This is a genomic window from Ruegeria sp. AG6 (assembly GCF_056541565.1).
The window spans coordinates 192,489-210,065 of the sequence record NZ_JBQFYQ010000004.1; the positions used below are offsets into that span (position 1 = coordinate 192,489).

The 17,577-nt window shown below is 60.1% G+C and carries 19 protein-coding genes; 14 read left to right on the forward strand and 5 right to left on the reverse strand.

Annotated features, from left to right (window positions below):
- Positions 1-4: 4 nt before the first annotated feature.
- Both ACR0I0_RS11620 and ACR0I0_RS11625 read right to left on the reverse strand, forming a co-directional pair.
- Entirely contained in the window at positions 5-643 is a 639-nt protein-coding gene (locus ACR0I0_RS11620; protein WP_480491512.1) for a CatB-related O-acetyltransferase, read from the reverse strand.
- Positions 643-1,248: a flavin reductase family protein gene (locus tag ACR0I0_RS11625; protein ID WP_171636908.1), complete on the reverse strand. Its 606-nt coding sequence runs from the start codon at positions 1,246-1,248 to the stop codon at positions 643-645. Before ACR0I0_RS11625 ends, ACR0I0_RS11620 begins: the two co-directional genes overlap by 1 nt.
- 71 nt (positions 1,249-1,319) lie before the next feature.
- Between ACR0I0_RS11625 and ACR0I0_RS11630 the strand changes: the two genes are divergently transcribed.
- From ACR0I0_RS11630 to ACR0I0_RS11650, 5 genes are all read left to right on the forward strand, one after another.
- A complete protein-coding gene (locus tag ACR0I0_RS11630) occupies positions 1,320-1,814 on the forward strand; it encodes a GNAT family N-acetyltransferase (protein WP_171636909.1) in 495 nt (164 codons plus the stop codon).
- 52 nt (positions 1,815-1,866) lie between these two features.
- Positions 1,867-2,610: an EcsC family protein gene (locus ACR0I0_RS11635; RefSeq protein ID WP_171724418.1), complete on the forward strand. Its 744-nt coding sequence runs from the start codon at positions 1,867-1,869 to the stop codon at positions 2,608-2,610.
- 132 nt (positions 2,611-2,742) lie between these two features.
- Complete coding sequence (locus ACR0I0_RS11640) at positions 2,743-3,204, forward strand: NUDIX hydrolase (RefSeq protein WP_171636911.1); 462 nt, start codon at positions 2,743-2,745, stop codon at positions 3,202-3,204.
- A 72-nt stretch (positions 3,205-3,276) separates the two neighbouring features.
- Complete coding sequence (locus ACR0I0_RS11645) at positions 3,277-3,732, forward strand: DUF1178 family protein (RefSeq protein ID WP_171330180.1); 456 nt, start codon at positions 3,277-3,279, stop codon at positions 3,730-3,732.
- Between the two features lie 2 nt (positions 3,733-3,734).
- The gene (locus ACR0I0_RS11650) at positions 3,735-4,373 is read left to right on the forward strand and encodes an SDR family oxidoreductase (protein WP_209834980.1); all 639 of its coding nucleotides are present in this window, start codon (positions 3,735-3,737) and stop codon (positions 4,371-4,373) included.
- Here ACR0I0_RS11650 and ACR0I0_RS11655 read toward each other — a convergent pair.
- Positions 4,367-4,723, reverse strand: a complete 357-nt coding sequence (locus tag ACR0I0_RS11655) for a hypothetical protein (RefSeq protein WP_171363717.1) — start codon at positions 4,721-4,723, stop codon at positions 4,367-4,369. The genes ACR0I0_RS11650 and ACR0I0_RS11655 overlap by 7 nt on opposite strands.
- A gap of 165 nt (positions 4,724-4,888) precedes the next feature.
- Here ACR0I0_RS11655 and ACR0I0_RS11660 point away from each other — a divergent pair, with 165 nt between their 5' ends.
- The 6 genes from ACR0I0_RS11660 to ACR0I0_RS11685 all read left to right on the forward strand — a co-directional run bounded on the left by ACR0I0_RS11660 (position 4,889) and on the right by ACR0I0_RS11685 (position 13,699).
- Positions 4,889-6,127, forward strand: coding sequence for an aspartate kinase (locus ACR0I0_RS11660; RefSeq protein WP_480491516.1), 1,239 nt, complete (start codon positions 4,889-4,891; stop codon positions 6,125-6,127).
- 46 nt (positions 6,128-6,173) lie between these two features.
- Positions 6,174-8,417, forward strand: a complete 2,244-nt coding sequence (gene ptsP / locus ACR0I0_RS11665; protein ID WP_171724417.1) for a phosphoenolpyruvate--protein phosphotransferase — start codon at positions 6,174-6,176, stop codon at positions 8,415-8,417.
- A 149-nt stretch (positions 8,418-8,566) separates the two neighbouring features.
- Positions 8,567-10,012: a glucose-6-phosphate dehydrogenase gene (zwf, locus tag ACR0I0_RS11670; RefSeq protein WP_480491518.1), complete on the forward strand. Its 1,446-nt coding sequence runs from the start codon at positions 8,567-8,569 to the stop codon at positions 10,010-10,012.
- 2 nt (positions 10,013-10,014) lie between these two features.
- Positions 10,015-11,820, forward strand: coding sequence for a phosphogluconate dehydratase (edd, locus tag ACR0I0_RS11675; protein ID WP_216598296.1), 1,806 nt, complete (start codon positions 10,015-10,017; stop codon positions 11,818-11,820).
- 4 nt (positions 11,821-11,824) lie between these two features.
- Complete coding sequence (locus ACR0I0_RS11680) at positions 11,825-12,457, forward strand: bifunctional 4-hydroxy-2-oxoglutarate aldolase/2-dehydro-3-deoxy-phosphogluconate aldolase (RefSeq protein WP_171636920.1); 633 nt, start codon at positions 11,825-11,827, stop codon at positions 12,455-12,457.
- A gap of 51 nt (positions 12,458-12,508) precedes the next feature.
- Entirely contained in the window at positions 12,509-13,699 is a 1,191-nt protein-coding gene (locus tag ACR0I0_RS11685; protein WP_480491521.1) for a pyridoxal-phosphate-dependent aminotransferase family protein, read from the forward strand.
- Between the two features lie 125 nt (positions 13,700-13,824).
- Here ACR0I0_RS11685 and ACR0I0_RS11690 read toward each other — a convergent pair whose 3' ends face one another.
- A complete protein-coding gene (locus tag ACR0I0_RS11690) occupies positions 13,825-14,940 on the reverse strand; it encodes a pyridoxal phosphate-dependent aminotransferase (RefSeq protein WP_480491524.1) in 1,116 nt (371 codons plus the stop codon).
- A 102-nt stretch (positions 14,941-15,042) separates the two neighbouring features.
- Between ACR0I0_RS11690 and ACR0I0_RS11695 the strand changes: the two genes are divergently transcribed.
- The 3 genes from ACR0I0_RS11695 (at position 15,043) to ACR0I0_RS11705 (ending at position 17,224) form a co-directional block, all read left to right on the forward strand.
- Positions 15,043-15,285, forward strand: coding sequence for a hypothetical protein (locus ACR0I0_RS11695; RefSeq protein ID WP_480491526.1), 243 nt, complete (start codon positions 15,043-15,045; stop codon positions 15,283-15,285).
- A gap of 19 nt (positions 15,286-15,304) precedes the next feature.
- Entirely contained in the window at positions 15,305-16,375 is a 1,071-nt protein-coding gene (locus ACR0I0_RS11700) for an SMP-30/gluconolactonase/LRE family protein (protein WP_480491528.1), read from the forward strand.
- A gap of 66 nt (positions 16,376-16,441) precedes the next feature.
- Complete coding sequence (locus ACR0I0_RS11705) at positions 16,442-17,224, forward strand: crotonase/enoyl-CoA hydratase family protein (RefSeq protein WP_480491530.1); 783 nt, start codon at positions 16,442-16,444, stop codon at positions 17,222-17,224.
- Here the strand turns inward: ACR0I0_RS11705 and ACR0I0_RS11710 are convergent, their stop codons facing one another.
- Positions 17,225-17,557, reverse strand: a complete 333-nt coding sequence (locus tag ACR0I0_RS11710; RefSeq protein ID WP_209834987.1) for a DnaJ family domain-containing protein — start codon at positions 17,555-17,557, stop codon at positions 17,225-17,227. It abuts the gene before it with no gap.
- Positions 17,558-17,577: the final 20 nt, after the last annotated feature.

Consider the following 17,577-nt stretch of genomic DNA (forward strand, 5'->3'; position numbering starts at 1 on the left):
TTTTTCAAGGGTCCAAGCGCTCCAGCTTATCGATATCTCCCGTCAGCAGAGCGCTTTCGGCTTCGGCGATCAGTTCGGCTGGCCAATCCCACCACTTCAAAGAAAGCAACCGCTCGATTGTGTCGGCGTCAAACCGGTGTCGCCGTACTTCGGCAGGATTGCCCGAGACGATCGCATAAGGCGGGATGGTTCCACGCACGACTGAACCCGCGCCGATTATCGCTCCGTCACCGATACTGGCTCCTGGCATGATCAGCGCGCCATAGCCGATCCAGACATCATTGCCGATCACGGTGTCACGGACGTCCGGCTGGAATTCCAGCATCTGTTCCGGATCGAAAACCGGAAAGGGAAAGCAGGTTATCCCATCCATCGCATGACTTGCCGAGGCTGTCACAAAGCGGACGCCGTGGGCAATTTGGCAAAACTTCCCCAACATCAGCTTTTCGCGCGAAAACTCGAACAGGTAAGGGGCCAACCGATTGGCCCAATCCTCGGGTTCGTCAAAATCTGATGCGTAGGTGTAATCTCCCACCTGAATTCTGGGGTGGTTGATAACTCGTGACAGAAAGGCCGTTCCTTTATGTTCCGTGCCGTCAGGCAGAGTGACAGGATATCGGCGCGCAGCGTCAGGCAGGGGCATCAGTCATCCGGTCTCGAAAGGCTGAACAACTCGGAAACGACAGAGTAATCGCGATACCCGAGCCGTGCCAAAGGTTGGAACGAGGTCACGTCAAACTTGCCATCCCGAATATGATCGTCGTGCAGGTGTACACCTGTCACTTCGCCAAACACCACCCGATTGGCTTCACCGGGCAGCGTGACGATCTGGGTCAGCTTGCATTCCAGCGCAGCTGGGACCCCTTCGATCCGTGCGCAGGGTATGGTTTCGCATTCTATGGGTGAAAGCCCGGCATGCGAAAACTCATCAACTTCTTTCGGCAACCCGGCCGAACTTGCATTCATTGCGTCCCGATGCGCTTGGGCCACGACATTTACGCAAAACACGCCCGTGGCCTCGATATTGGCGATGCTGTCCTTGCCGGCGTTCTGATCCTGTTTGGTGCCGGTCGAGGCAAACATGACCTGTGGTGGCGTATAGGCGACGCCGTTAAAGAAGGAATAGGGTGCCAGATTGTTGACCCCATCCGCGTCCCGAGTCGAAATCCAGCCAATCGGGCGCGGCGTGATGATGGCGTTGAACGGGTTGTGTGGCAATCCGTGGCCGTCTTCGGGGCGGTAGAACATCTGATCTCCAAGCGTTTGCCCAAGGCGTAGCGAAGTGCTAGGGCGATTGCCAGCAAGTAAATGAGGGCAGGGTGCAGCAATTCGGGATCAGGCCGGAAGAGCCGGACGACTGGTGGGAGGTCGAAGCCCTGTATGACCTGTGTTTTGCGCCGGGTCGCGAGGCTTTGTCGTCCTACCGCTTGCGTGATGATGTACCGCCGGTTGCGGGCTTGTCTTTGGTCGTGCGCGACGGTCAGGGGATTCTGGCCGGTGCGATCCGGTTCTGGCCGGTTCATGTTGGTGATCATGATGCTCTGCTGCTGGGGCCGGTTGCCGTGCACCCCACCCACCAAGGTGAAGGCCTGGGTGGATATCTGATACATGCAGGAGTCGAAGCGGGGCGCACCCGCGGTTGGCAGAGGGTCATGCTGGTCGGGGATCAGCCCTATTACAGCCGGTTCGGTTTCACGCGATTGCACGCGGTCGAAATGCCTCCGCCCACCAACCCTGACCGGGTTTTGGGGCTGGAACTGGTGCCCGGCGCCTGGTCCGGGGTTCAGGGCGCGGTGACACGTTGGAGCCGCTGACCTATTGAAACCATGCTGCGCAACGCCGATGTTGAAAGGCAGGAGGGCGTGAATGCAGAACGTTGTTCTTGTTGAAAACGTGGATACCGAGGCCGAACTGGATCGTTTGGCGGATCACTACCGGTCCGCCGGAGGGGTCGGCGTGAAACTTCTCAACAAACTTGGGGGGTCAGCCGAGTCTTTGCTGGAGCAATTGCCAGAACCCGTTCGGAATGGCCTGACAGGCGCAACCGAACAGGCGTTATGGCTGGCGATGCATGCGGCCGAGGGCTCGCGGCGCGCGGTTCCTGATCAACAGCCCTGGGTCAATACCGCGCTGACGACTGCCATGGGTGCGGCCGGGGGGCTGGGCGGCGTTTCGACAGCCTTGATGGAGCTGCCCGCGACAACCGCGATGCTGCTGCGTGCCATTCAAGGGGCCGCCGCGCGCGAGGGGTTTGATCCCTCTGCCGAAAACGTAAAGTTCGATTGCGTCCGCGTCTTGTCGGCAGCTGGACCATTGTCGCATGATGATGGGGCAGACCTGGGGTTTTTCTCGGTCCGGCTGACCCTGACCGGACCGGCCATGCAACGCCTGATTGCCGCCGTTGCGCCGCGTTTTTCGATAGTACTGGGGCAAAAGCTTGCAGCCCAGTCCGTTCCTGTGCTGGGGGCATTGGCCGGCGGTGGCACGAATTATGTCTACACGCGCTACTACCAACAGATAGCGCGCGTGCATTTCGGTTTGCGCCGGTTGGCAATTGACGCTGACATCCCCCATGAGGATCTGGCACGGCGGCTTTCTGCCCGAATGTAGGCGATATCCTGGGCGACGTGAGTGACTTGGCGTGTGATACATCATGTGGTATGATTGCAAGTGCCAGCCGCTAGATTGGGTGAGCGTACCAATTTGGATGGCTGACGTTCGACCGAAAGGGAGCGTCGCTTGATGAAAGCACGATTGTTGCTTCATGACCTTCCAAAAGCTGCAAGGCAGCCAGTTTTGCGGCAATCCTCGGCTTTGTGTTTCCGGATCAAGCGCGGCCGTCCCAAGATTCTGTTGGTCACGACACGCAAGGCACGGCGATGGATCATTCCCAAAGGATGGCTCATCCCCGGTCTGAGCCCGCAGGAAACCGCATTGCAAGAGGCTTGGGAAGAGGCGGGCGTATCTGGTCGGATCAGCGGGGTGCGACTGGGGCAGTTCCTGCACCACAAACATCATTCGAACCGGCCCCCATCCTTATGTCTGGTGGATGTTTTTCCAGTGCATGTAAGCGCTGTGTCGCAGGAATACCCGGAAAAGACCGAGCGTCGGCGCAAATGGTTTTCGCCGAAAAAAGCGGCGCTAAAGGTCGATTCTCATGAGCTCGCTGAATTGTTGCGCGACTTTAAGCCGTACTCACATTGAAGTAGCATCTGATAGGCTTGATATTGTCACCTTGATCGGTATCTATTCGCCAATCGTTTTTTTGGACTGAACATGATTCAATACGCGTTGAAATGCAGCGAAGGCCACAGTTTCGACAGTTGGTTCCAATCCGCAGAAGCCTATGACAAGCTGGCCTCTGTGGGTATGGTCACCTGCGCGGTTTGCGGGTGCACGCAGGTCGAGAAAGCGGTCATGACGCCTCGCGTCCGCCCGGCGCGGAATGCCAGGAAGAAAAGTGAAATCCGTTCCACTCCGGAAGAAAAGATCGACGTTGCAACGCCATCGCCCGAAATCGAGAAGGTTTTGGCCGAAATGCGCCGCCATGTCGAAGAAAACTCGGATTATGTCGGGAAAGATTTCGCCAGCGAGGCGCGCAAGATTCATCTGGGCGAGGCTCCGGAGCGTGCCATCTACGGAGAAGCCAAGCTGGATGAGGCGAAATCCCTGATCGAAGATGGCGTGCCGGTGGCTCCGCTGCCGTTTGTCCCCAGCAGAAAGACCAATTGATCATGCACATCATGATCACCGGCGCCAATCGCGGCATCGGGCAAGCCCTGGCAAAGCATTACGTGAACCGGGGGGACAAGGTCACTGGGACGGCGCGTGACGGCAGCATGCAGGTGCGTCTGGATGTGTCCGATCCCGTGCAGCAATCCGCCATGGCAGAACAGATGAAAGACCAGCCTGTCGACCTGCTGGTCTGCAATGCCGGCGTGTATCTGGACAAGGGGCATTCGATCGATGGCTACCCGGCCGACATGTGGGCGCAAAGCTTTGCGGTAAATGTCACGGGGGTCTTTCTGACCATACAGACCCTGTTGCCCAACCTGCGCGCCGCGGGCGGTAAAGTTGCGATCCTTTCGTCGAAAATGGCGTCGCACACACTTGCGCCGGGTGGCAGTTATATCTACCGCGCATCCAAGGCGGCGGCTCTGAACCTTGGGCGGAATCTGGCGATGGATCTCAAAGATGACGGGATTGCCGTCGGCATCTATCATCCGGGCTGGGTTCAGACGGATATGGGCGGTGCAGCGGCGGATATCGATGTGGATCAGGCCGTGTCCGGCCTGATTGAACGATTTGATGCCTTGTCGCTAAGCACAACGGGCTGTTTTGAAACCTATGACGGGCAACCGCACGCCTACTGAGAGGCCAATGCGGCTTTGGGGATTTCGAAGACCTCACCAGGTTCAATGTAGACCACCATCATATCGCCTCGCGTTTCATGTGAGATTTTCGAGGTCGAATTGCTGGATTCCGGCACACCATCCTTGAAATAGATATTGCGCACATGTCCGCCTCCCAGGGCCACTGCGACCGTTATGTTTCCGTCATCATGGCGGCGCAGTTCCGCGTGGCAGCTTTGTACGGGATCACCGGCATTTGCAGCGCAGGGAATTGTGCCCAACGCGTTCTTGCCGTCCGTCCCGGCAACACTCGCGACCTGGGCCAGTGCAGGCGATGATAATAGGGCAAAGGCGAGGGCTAGGCGAAACATGAGGAACCTCTTTATCTGGTTGTTATCCTCAGGCTGACATCGCGCCGGTGCAATGTAAAGCGGCCCTGCGCCGCAGGCAGAACTCCTTTGCGCCCTTGCCCTTGCGGTGCCCCTCGCTTATGAGGCACGGAACGTCAAATCCAAGGCGCGGAGACTTTTGCCCCCATGCCCGTACTCGTAATGAAATTCGGCGGCACATCGGTCGCCAATCTGGACCGCATCCGCCGCGCCGCCAAACGTATCGGCGTTGAAGTTGCCAAGGGCTATGACGTGATCGTCATCGTCTCGGCCATGTCGGGCAAGACCAACGAGCTTGTGGGCTGGGTGAACGAAACGTCGCCTCTGTTCGACGCCAGGGAATACGACGCGGTCGTGTCCTCGGGCGAGAATGTTACAGCTGGACTGATGGCGCTGACCTTGCAGGAAATGGACATCCCCGCGCGCAGCTGGCAGGGCTGGCAGGTGCCGCTGCTGACCACCAGCGCGCACAGTCAGGCGCGGATCGAGGAAATCCCGACCGAGAACCTGAATCAGAAATTCGGCGAAGGAATGCGCGTTGCCGTGGTTGCAGGCTTCCAAGGGATCAGCCCCGAAGGCCGCATCACCACGCTGGGTCGGGGTGGGTCGGATACCACGGCGGTTGCCTTTGCGGCAGCCTTCGACGCCGAACGCTGCGACATCTATACGGACGTTGATGGCGTCTATACCACCGATCCGCGCATCTGCGAAAAGGCACGCAAGCTGGACCGCATCTCGTTCGAAGAAATGCTGGAACTGGCGTCGCTTGGTGCCAAGGTGCTGCAAACCCGCTCGGTCGAACTTGCGATGCGATACAAAGTCAAACTGCGCGTTCTCTCAAGTTTTGAAGAACAATCCGATGAGGCCGGCACGCTGGTCTGCGACGAGGAGGATATCATGGAATCCAATGTTGTGGCCGGTGTGGCCTATTCCCGCGACGAGGCGAAAATGACCGTTGTTTCCGTGGCGGACCGCCCCGGCATCGCCACGACAATCTTCTCGGCGCTCAGCGAAGAGGGTGTGAACGTCGACATGATCGTCCAGAACATCTCGGACGAGGGGCGTACGGACATGACCTTTTCCTGTCCCACCGATCAGGTGGCACGCGCCGAAAAAGCGCTGCTGGAGATCAAGGAAAAGGGCGAGCTGAACTATGCCGAACTGGTTGCAGACACTGATGTCTGCAAGGTCTCGGTTGTGGGTATCGGGATGCGCTCGCAATCGGGCGTGGCGGCCAAGATGTTCAGGGTGCTCTCGGATGAGGGGATCAACATCAAGGTCATTACAACCTCCGAGATCAAAATTTCCGTCCTTGTCGACAGGAAATACATGGAACTTGCTGTTCAGGCACTGCATGATGCCTTTGAACTGGACAAGGCGGCCTGAGCTTATCGGCCAAAGGTATCGCCTGACACACTAAATCGGTTGGGCCATGGCGGACGGCACGGAAACAGAATCCCGCAAGCTGCTGCGGCGGTTGCGCGAAGAAATGGCGAGCGAAGCCGCCGGTCAGGAACGTCTTGACCGGATCACGCACCTGATTGCCGACAGCATCAGGGCCGAGGTGTGTTCCATCTATCTGTTTCGCGATGAAGACACGCTGGAACTTTGCGCGACCGAGGGGCTGTCTCCGGAAGCGGTTCATAAAACCCGGATGCGCATGGGCGAAGGCCTTGTGGGGCGGGTCGCCAAGTTCGGCAAGGTCGTCAACACCGCCGACGCGCCGTCGGCCAAGGGCTTCCGTTACATGCCGGAAACCGGCGAGGAGCGGTACTCCTCGTTCCTGGGTGTGCCGGTTCAACGCCTTGGGGAAAAGCTGGGCGTTCTGGTCGTCCAGTCCCGCGAGGCGCGCGAGTTTTCCGCAGATGAGGTCTATGCACTGGAAGTGGTCGCCATGGTGCTGGCCGAAATGGCCGAGCTTGGCGCCTTTGTCGGCGAAGGCGCGGCCCTGTCACCCCTGCACCAGCAATCGGTTCTGCTGCGCGGCGGCCCGGCGCAGGAAGGGTCTGCCGAAGGGCATGTCTGGCTGCACGAACCCCGCGTGGTGGTTACCAACCCCATTGCCGAAGACCCTCACCGGGAACGCGAACGTTTGGTCGATGCGGTAGAAGAACTGCGCGTCGGTGTCGACAAGATGCTCGAAATTTCGCAGGGCGGCGACAAGGAACAGCTGAAGGTCCTGGAAGCTTACCGCATGTTTGCCAATTCCAAAGGCTGGATGCGGCGGATGGAGGAAGACATAGCCCTGGGTCTCAGCGCCGAAGCCGCGGTGGAGAAAGAACAATCCCAGGCCCGTGCGCGCATGGGACAGGTCACCGATCCGTACTTGCGTGAACGTCTTGCGGATCTGGACGATCTCAGCAATCGCCTGCTGCGCATCCTGACTGGGCAAGGCAAGACGGACAGTGCTGATCTGCCACCCGATCCGATCCTGATCGCGCGCAATATCGGCCCCGGCGACTTGCTGGAATACGGACGGGCGCTGAAGGGGATCGTGCTTGAAGAAGGCTCTGTCGGCAGTCATGCCACGATTGTTGCGCGGGCGCTTGCGATTCCTTTGGTCGTGCATGTGGGCCGGATCACCACCGAGGCCCTGAACGGAGATCACGTTCTGGTGGATGGTGATCAAGGTGTTGTGCATCTGCGCCCGGAAGACAGTGTGGTCAGTGCCTTCCGCGACAAGATCGCGATGCAGGCAAAGGCGCAGGAACGTTATGCGTCGATCCGCGAAACACCCTGCGTGACGCGCGATGGCTCGCGGATTAACCTTGTGATGAATGCAGGTCTGATGGCCGATCTGCCATCGCTTGGCACCTCGGGCGCCGAGGGCGTTGGCCTGTTCCGCACTGAACTGCAATTCCTGATCCGCAACCAGATGCCGAAACGGTCGGAACTGGTCAGCCAGTATCAGCGCGTTCTGGACGCGGCAGGTGGCAAAAGGGTGGTATTCCGGACACTCGACATCGGGTCGGACAAAGTTCTGCCCTATATGAAGCACGTGGCGGAACCAAACCCGGCGCTGGGCTGGCGCGCCATTCGGGTCGGTCTGGACAAGCGCGGCGTCATGAGGATGCAGTTGCAGGCCCTGCTGCGCGCCGCCAATGGTCGACCGCTGACCATCATGTTCCCTTTTGTCGCGCAGGCCGAGGAATATCGCGAGGCCCGTTGGGAAGTGAACAAAACCATCGAGCGGGAAAAACGGTTGGGTCATGTGCTGCCCGAGATGCTTGAAGTTGGCGCGATGCTGGAAACGCCGTCGTTGGCCTTCGCGCCGCAGAAATTCTTTGACGAAGTGGACTTCATTTCGATCGGCGGGAACGATCTAAAGCAGTTCTTCTTTGCTGCTGACCGTGAAAACGAACTGGTCCGGCGTCGCTATGACACGCTGAATGTCAGCTTCCTGAGCCTGATGGAACGCATCGTCGAACGCTGCGATATCTCGGACACGCCACTCAGCTTCTGTGGCGAAGATGCTGGCCGCCCGGTCGAGGCCTTGTGCCTTGCGGCGATGGGGATTCGGACGCTGTCGATGCGGCCTGCCTCGATCGGCCCGGTCAAAAGCCTGCTGTTGCGGTCCAATCTGACGGAGGTTCGCAAAATCATCGCTGACGCGCGCCACCGCGGAGAGCAATCGGTGCGTCCTGCGGTCATGGACTGGCTGCGCCATCAGACCTGATGCGCTAAACGGCACGGTTTCTTCAAACTGTGCTTGATTTTTCATGGGCGGTTTTCTAATAGACATGCAATGTTAGCGATAACATATTGGGTTTTTCGGGGTATCACGCCGTGCTAAGCTGATATCGGCAAATTCAGAAGGAGCCTGTGATGGTTTCACGCGTAATTCCGGTAGAGCCATTTGATCTGGTACTCTTCGGTGCGACCGGCGATCTGGCGCAGCGTAAAATCCTGCCGGGCCTGTACCATCGCTTCGAGGTCGGCCAAATGCCCGACGGCGCGCGGATCATCGGTACGGCACGCTCTGATATCGACAATGACGGGTTTCGCGATCAGGTCCGAAAATCGATGGAACAGTTCGCGCCCGGTTTTTCCCGGGAAACAATGGATCGGTTCCTTGCCCATGTCGAATATGTGCCCGTGGATGCGCTGGGCGAGACCGGGTGGTCCGACCTGAAAGAACGGATGCGCGAAGACGTCGTGCGGGCCTTTTATTTGTCCGTTGGTCCAAGCCTTTTTTCGGGTATCGCGCAGCGGCTGCATGACGCCGGTCTTGCGACACCGGACAGCCGCATTGTCGTCGAAAAACCATTTGGGCACGATCTTGCCTCGGCGAAGGCGCTGAACGAAGGCTTGCGTGCCTGTTTCGAAGAACATCAGATTTACCGGATCGACCATTATCTGGGCAAAGAGACCGTGCAGAATCTGATGGCGCTGCGCTTTGCCAACTCGCTGTTCGAACCGCTCTGGAATTCGACCCATATCGACCACGTGCAGATCACGGTGGCCGAGACCGTAAGCGTCGAAGGGCGCGGGGCCTATTACGATCAGTCCGGCGCAATGCGGGACATGGTCCAGAACCATCTGGTGCAGTTGCTGTGTCTGACCGCAATGGAACCGCCTTCGAAATTCTCGCCCAACGCGGTGCGCGATGAAAAGGTCAAGGTGATCGAAGCGCTGGAGCCCGTGGCCCAATCTGGCATAGCGCGCGGTCAGTATCGGGCCGATAAGGGCGAGGGCGGTTATGTCGATCATGTCGGCAACCCCGCCAGCCGAACCGAAAGCTTCATCGCCCTCAAGGTTCATATCGGCAACTGGCGTTGGGCAGGTGTGCCGTTCTATCTGCGTACTGGCAAGCGTCTGCGCGCGCGGGAATCCGAAATTGCGGTGTTCTTCCGCGATCCGCCGCACACGATTTTTCCCAATGTCGGCCCTTTGCACGGAAACGTTCTGGTGATCCGGTTGCAGCCTGACGAAGGCATCACCCTGCGCACCACGATCAAGGATCCGGGGCCGGGGGGCTTCCGGCTGTCGGATGTTGCGCTGGACATGAGCTTTGCCGATGCGCTTGGGGCCGAAGCGCAAGCCCCCGACGCTTATGAGCGGCTGATCATGGATGTCATCCGTGGCGATCAGACACTGTTCATGCGTGGGGACGAGGCCGAGGCCGCCTGGGCCTGGGTCGATCCCATCATTCAGGGCTGGGAGCAGCGCGGAGACCGCCCGTCCCGGTACGATCAGGGCAGTTCAGGCCCCGAAGAAGCATTGATGCTGATGCATCGCGATGGGCGCCGCTGGCGTCAGATCGGAGGGTAATCATGGTTCACTCAGTCATTTCCGATGTCACCAAACGGATCATCGACCGCAGCGCCGATCTGCGCGGCCCACATCTTGAACGGATGGAGCAAGCCAGATCCAAGGGTCCTGCCCGTGCGCATCTGTCCTGTAGCGGTCAGGCCCATGCCTATGCGGGCGCGGGCGAGGATCAGCAATCGATGGCCACCGGCACTGCGGGCAATCTGGGTATTGTCACCGCCTATAATGACATGCTTTCGGCTCATCAGCCGTTTGAACGCTATCCCGCCCTGATCCGCGATGCGATCCGTGCCGCCGGCGGAACGGCACAGGTGGCAGGCGGTGTGCCAGCCATGTGCGACGGTGTCACCCAGGGCGAAGCGGGGATGGAGCTGTCGCTGTTCTCACGCGACGTCATCGCGTTGGCAACCGGTGTGGCGCTTAGCCACAACACCTATGACGCGGCTGTTTTTCTTGGGGTGTGCGACAAGATTGTGCCCGGCTTGATCATCGGCGCGCAGGCCTTTGGCCATCTGCCTGCCGTATTCCTGCCCGCAGGCCCGATGACCAGCGGCTTGCCGAACGACGAAAAAGCCAAGGTCCGACAGAAATTCGCCGCCGGGGAAGTGGGCCGCGAAGAGCTGATGAAGGCTGAAATGGCGGCCTATCACGGCCCCGGTACCTGTACTTTTTATGGCACCGCCAATACCAACCAGATGCTGATGGAGTTTATGGGGCTGCACCTGCCGGGCTCCAGCTTCGTCAATCCGAATACCCCGTTGCGTGACGCCCTGACCGAGGAAGGCGCGCGCCGTGCCCTGTCGCTCAGCGCGTTGGGCAACAGCTACACTCCGGTCTGTCAGGTTCTGGACGAGCGCGCTTTCGTCAATGGCATCGTCGGTCTGATGGCAACCGGTGGTTCAACCAATCTGCTGATCCACCTGATCGCCATGGCGCGCGCTGGTGGTATCGTGCTGGACTGGCAGGATTTTTCCGATATTTCCGCTGTGGTGCCGCTGGTCGCGCGGGTCTATCCCAACGGCCTGGCGGATGTGAACCATTACCACGCGGCCGGCGGCCTTGGGTACACGATCGGTACTCTGCTTGAACAAGGCTTGCTGCACCCGGACACGCTGACCGTCGCAGGTCAGGGGCTGCACAACTATACCAAGGAACCCAAACTGATCGATGGCGAGTTGATCTGGCAGGATGGTTCGGGACACAGCCTGAACGAAAAGATCCTGCGCCCAGCCAATGACCCGTTCCAACCCACCGGGGGCCTGTCGCGCCTGACCGGCAATCTGGGCACTGGGGTTATGAAAGTATCAGCCGTAGCGCCGGAACATCAGGTCGTCGAAGCACCCGTGCGGGTGTTCCACGATCAGGATGAGGTGAAAGCCGCCTTCAAAGCCGGAGAGTTCACAGATGACGTTATCGTCGTGGTCCGGTTTCAGGGCCCCAAGGCCAACGGGATGCCTGAACTGCACTCGCTGACGCCCATGCTGTCGATCCTGCAGGGCCGGGGCCAGAAAGTGGCTCTGGTCACCGATGGCCGCATGTCTGGCGCTTCCGGCAAAGTACCCGCCGCCATCCATGTTGTCCCCGAGGCGCTCGACCGCGGCCCCATTGCATACCTTCAGGACGGTGACGTCCTGCGCGTCGACGCGGTCAGGGGTGATCTGGAAATCCTCACCGCAGGCGTTCTGGACCGGTCCCCCGCGACCGCCGACCTGTCCGCCAATCAACACGGCGCTGGGCGCGATCTTTTTGGTGCGTTCCGCCAGAATGTCGGCTCGGCCGACACCGGTGCCAGCGTTTTCGGAGTTTAACCTCATGTCCAAATCCCAACGCACCCGCGAAATCTGCGCTATGGCGCCCATTGTTCCGGTTCTGGTTGTCGATGACGTCGCGCAGGCCCGCCCGCTGGCCGAGGCATTGGTCGCCGGCGGCTTGCCCGCGCTTGAGGTCACCTTGCGCACGCCCGCCGCGCTCGACGCGATCCGCGCGATGGCCAAGGTGCCGGGCGGCGTGGTCGGCGCAGGTACGCTGGTCACACCCGAAGACGTCTGCGCCGCCAAAAAGGCGGGCGCGCAGTTCGGCGTTTCCCCCGGTGCCACGGATGCCCTGATCGCGGCCTGCGAAGCCGAAGACCTGCCGCTGTTGCCCGGCGCCGCGACGGCAAGCGAGGCTATGGCGTTGCTGGAAAAAGGCTATGACATGTTGAAATTCTTCCCGGCCGAGGCCTCGGGCGGCGCGCCCGCGCTCAAGGCAATCGGCGCGCCGCTCCCCCAGATCAGCTTTTGCCCGACCGGGGGCGTGTCCCCCGCCAACGCCCGCGACTACCTGTCATTGCCCAACGTGATCTGCGCTGGCGGAAGCTGGGTCGCACCAAAGCAACTGGTCGAAAACGGCGACTGGGCCGGGATCGAGACACTTGCGCGCGAGGCGTCGAAGCTGGCGGATTGACGCCGCGCGGCCTCTCGGTAATGTGGGCGTCAATTTATACAGGTTGACCCCATGACACAGACGGTATCCCTTTCCCAGGGGCGGACATATTTGGCCATTCCGGGCCCTTCGGTCATGCCGGATGCGGTTTTGCAAGCCATGCACCGTCCGTCGCCCAACATCTATGATGGCGCGCTCATCGACATGATGCCCGACCTGACCCGCGATCTGTGCCGGGTTGCCCGCACAAATCACAACGTTGCCATCTATATCGCCAATGGTCACGGCACCTGGGAGGCCGCTCTGTCCAACGTGATCGCCCCCGGCGAAACCGTTCTAGCTCCTGCCTCGGGCCGGTTCACCCATGGCTGGGCCGAGATGGCCGAAGGCATCGGGGCAAAGGTTCAACTGATCGATTTCGGCACCTCGTCAACCTGGGATTTTGACCGGATCGCAGACGCATTGCGCGCGGATCGAAACCACCAGATCAAGGCGATTCTGGCGGTCCACGTGGATACATCCAGTTCGATCCGGAACGACATCCCGGCGCTGCGCAGGCTTCTGGACGACCTGCAACACCCGGCGCTGCTGATGGCAGACTGCATTGCCTCACTTGGCTGTGACAGGTTCGAGATGGCTGGCTGGGGCGTCGATGTCACAGTTGCCGCTTGCCAAAAAGGCCTGATGACCCCGGCGGGCATCGGCTTTGTTTTCTTCAACGAAAAAGCACAAGCCAAACGGGCCACCATGCCGCGCGTTTCGCAATATTGGGATTGGCAGCCGCGCGCCGATCCAGACCTGTTCTATCAGTATTTCAACGGCACCGCGCCCACGCACCACCTCTATGGCCTGCGCGCCGCGCTTGATCTGATCCATGCAGAGGGGATCGAACAGGTCTGGGCCCGCCATGAACGTCTGGCCACTGCCATCTGGGCGGCCTGCGAAACATGGGCCGAAGGCGGCGCGCTGCATCTGAACGTTGCCGATCGCGCCCACCGCAGTCACGCCGTCACGGCCTTGCGATTGACAGAAGGTCGCGGCACGGCCCTGCGCGCGTTCACTGAACATCAGCTGGGCCTGACGCTGGGCATTGGTCTTGGGATGGAGGACTACGACAGCTGTTTTCGCCTCGGGCATATGGGCCATGTCAACGGGCAGATGGTGATGGCGATGCTGGGGGGTATGGAAACGGCCATGGCCGCGCTTGATATCCCCCGTGGCAAAGGCGCGCTCGAGGCCGCAGCCGCCGTTCTGGCCGCCTGACACGCCTCAGACCAACAGCACCGATCCGCCCCTTCATCTGGCCAAAAATATCCTCGGGGGGATCGCGCTTTGCGCGATGGGGGGCAGACAGCCCCCCTTTGACCCGATGGCAAGACAGACCAGCGCTAGCCTGTCTTTGCCCGCACTTCCGCTAGCGCCTTGGGCAAGGCGACCGCAAAAGCATCCAGATCTGCTGTTTCACCACAGCTTACCCGGATGCACCTGTTCTGGGGTGCTGCAAACGGCATCCGGACAAACAAGCCCCGCGCAACCAAAGCGTCCAGGACGGCCTTGGCGAAATCGCCATCCCGCCCGCAGTCAATCGCCACGAAATTGGTGGCGGAGGGCAGGGGCTCCAACCCGTTCTCGCAGGCAATCGTTGCTAACCGCTCACGCGCCTCAACGATTTGCGCCTGAATGTGCTCCAGCCAGGTGCCATCCTGCAACGCGGCCAGCGCCCCGGCCTGCGCCGCTCGGTTCATGCCGAAATGGTTGCGCACCTTGTTGAAGGCTGCGATCAGGTCGGGCGCTCCTAGGGCATAGCCAACTCGCGCGCCCGCCATGCCATAGACCTTAGAAAATGTCCGCATCCGGATTACGCGCGGATCATCTATACTGACAGGTGCAGCCGTCCCTTCGGGCGCACATTCCACATAGGCTTCATCCAGAACCAGAAGGCACCCATCAGGCAAGGCTTCCATGGTAGCCACGATGTCCGCGCCGGAATGCCAGCTGCCCATCGGATTGTCCGGATTGGCCAGATAGACCAGTTTGGCACCAACCTCAGCCGCCTTGGCAAAAAGCGCCGATGGGTCCTCGTGATCACCTGAATACGGCACTTTGTGAAGAATGCCGCCGAACCCGGCCACATGATAGTTGAAGGTCGGATAGGCCCCGTCCGAGGTGACAACCGCATCCCCAGGCCCGACGATCAGCCGCACCAGATAGCCCAGCAGCCCGTCAATACCTTCGCCCACGACGATATTTTCCGGCGATACGCCGTGATGGTCGGCCAAAGCATGGCGCAGGTCATGGTTTTCGGGGTCGCCATACATCCAAACCTCTGACGCGGCTTGCGCCATGGCCTCGATTGCGCGGGGCGAGGGGCCGAAAATGCTCTCATTGGCGCCCAGCCGGGCCACAAAGGACGCGCCGCGCTGACGCTCTTGCGTTTCGGGGCCCACAAAGGGCACGGTGGCGGGCAGGGATTGGGCAAGCGGGGTGTATCGAGGTCCGGTCATGTCCGCAGATAACCCCAAGCCCGATCAATGAGCAAGCGCGCACCGCGTTTGGTTAAACAGGGAATGAATGAATAAAGGAACAGCAATGAAGAGATTTTTGGAATGAGCGAAGTCGGTCAATGGTTTGCAACGTTCGGCTTGCTAATGGACATTGTCGGTGTTGTTCTTTTGTTCAAGTTTGGATTGCCGGAGAACTTAGACCGCGATGGTGCTGTGAGAATTATTCTTGAGCAAAGCGATGAAAGCGAAAGAAGCAGAGCTGCACTGTTTGATGGCCTTTCATATTTGGCTCTTGGACTGCTAATAGTTGGGTTCATTTTTCAAATCCTCGGTGTATGGATCTAGATCGTAAATAGGAGCGCAGATGCGCATACTGTCTGCCATAGTTCTACTGGGCCTCGCTTATCTTCTGTTCTGGCCCGTTCCCGTTATCCCCGTCGCCGTTGAAATGCCGGAAGATGTCGGTTTCACAGGTGATTTCGCAGAGAACACCGCGCTGGACGCCGCGCAGCTGATCCGCCTGCCGGGTGACGAGATCGGGCCCGAAGACATCGCTGTCATGCCAGATGGCACGATCTACACAACCAGCCTGTCCGGCACTCTCTACCGCATCGACGGGGCGGAACCGGTCGAGGTTGGCCAACTTGGCGGGCGTCCGCTGGGCCTCAAGGCCGGACCGGATGGCGCGCTTTACATCGCTGACAGCTATCGGGGCGTGATGCGTTGGACCGGTCCGGGCACATTGGACACGCTGGTGGGCGACATCAACGGCGCGCCGGTGATCTACGCCAACCAGCTGGATGTGGCGCGGGATGGCACGATCTACTTCTCGAATTCATCTGACCGCTTCGATCCTGAAACCATGGGCGGGACCAAACCGACCTCTGTCCTCACCATCTGGGAACAGTCCGATACGGGTTACGTCGCGCGTCGCACACCCGACGGCCGCACCGAGAAAATCGCCGAGGGCTTTGTCTATACCAACGGTGTCGCGCTTTCACCTGACGAGGATTTTCTGCTGATCGCGGAAACAGGTCGCGCGCGCGTGCACAAGCTGTGGCTGACCGGACCAAATGCAGGGCGGCAAGAGATCCTGCTGGAAAACCTGCCCGGCTATCCCGACAACCTCGAGGCTCAGGGCGACGGCACCTATTGGATGGCCTTCGCCAGCCCGCGTGTCCCGTCCGAGGCGCTGATGCCGTGCCCGTTCCTGCGCAAGGTGATCTGGCGATTGGGTCCGGCAGTGCGCCCCGCGCCGATCCATCGCGGCATGATGGTGCAGTTTGATGGCGATGGTACGATCCTGGGCACGCTACAGGACCCGCAAGGCCGCTTGGGCATCACGACCGGCGGTAAGATTGCGGGGGATCAGTTCTATGTCATGACGCTCGATTCCCCGTGGTTCGGGCGAATGCCTGTCAGCGACATGCCCTGACGTCGCAGTGGTATTCCGCAGTCTGTCCGGGCATGTTTGTCACGATTGAATTTCCGGAGGTCCTCCATGTCACGCGTATCCGTTGCCTATCAAGACCACGTTGCCCATGTCACTCTGACCCGAGGCGACAAGATGAATGCGCTGGATGATGCAATGATCAAGGCACTTTTGTCCGCCGGGCAAGAGGTCGCCGCCTCGGATGCCCGTGCCGTGGTCCTGTCCGGCGAAGGCAAAAGCTTTTGCGCCGGGCTCGACATGGCAAGCTTTGCCAAGATGGCCCATATGGACCCCACGGAATGGCTGATGACCCGCAGCCATGAAGACGCCAACGAGATGCAGGAACTGGCGCTGATCTGGCGTCGCGTTCCGGTTCCGGTGATCTGCGCAATTCAGGGCGTGGCTTATGGCGGTGGCCTGCAAATCGCGCTGGGCGCGGATATCCGTATCGCGCATCCCGAAGCGAAACTGGCCGTGATGGAGATGAAATGGGGCATCATTCCCGATATGGGCGGCATGGTTCTGTTGCCTCGGCTGGTCCGGTCGGACGTGCTGCGGCTGCTGACCTATACGGCCCGCCCGATCGGTGCGCCGCAGGCGGCGGAGTGGGGCCTTGCGACGCAATTGTCCGACGATCCGTTGACCGAAGCGTTGGCCCTAGCCGAAAACATCGCGGGCCAAAGCCCTTCGGCCATCCGTGCTGCCAAGCGTCTGATCGAGGTTGCCGAAACTCAGCCCCGCGCAGACGTTCTGATGGCGGAATCCGCTGAGCAGGTGGAACTGATTGGCAAACCCGACCAGATGGAAGTTGTCATGGCGCAGATGCAGGGCCGCAAGCCCGAGTTCAAATGATCACCGCATGAAGGCCCGCCGCGCGTCGCGGGCCATGTTGTAGCGCATTTCCAGATCGGCGATACGGGCCATTGCGGCTTTGCGCTCGGCGGGGTCCGTCAGGGTCGCATAATCCTGCCGCGCTGTGTCGAGCTGTTTTTTGATGTCGAATTCTTCCGGCAACACGCCTGCCTGCGCCATGATCCGATGGCCGGCGGCGGTGGCCGGATCGCTCAATGCCTCGGATGACCGGTCAGGCAGCGGTTGGCCTTCGCCCTCAAGGCCCTGCAACTGACCCTCGGCTTGGGCTTTCTTGATCTGGCGCTCGACCAGTTTTCCCAACGCTCCAAACATGGCCTCTTCATACTTGCTTT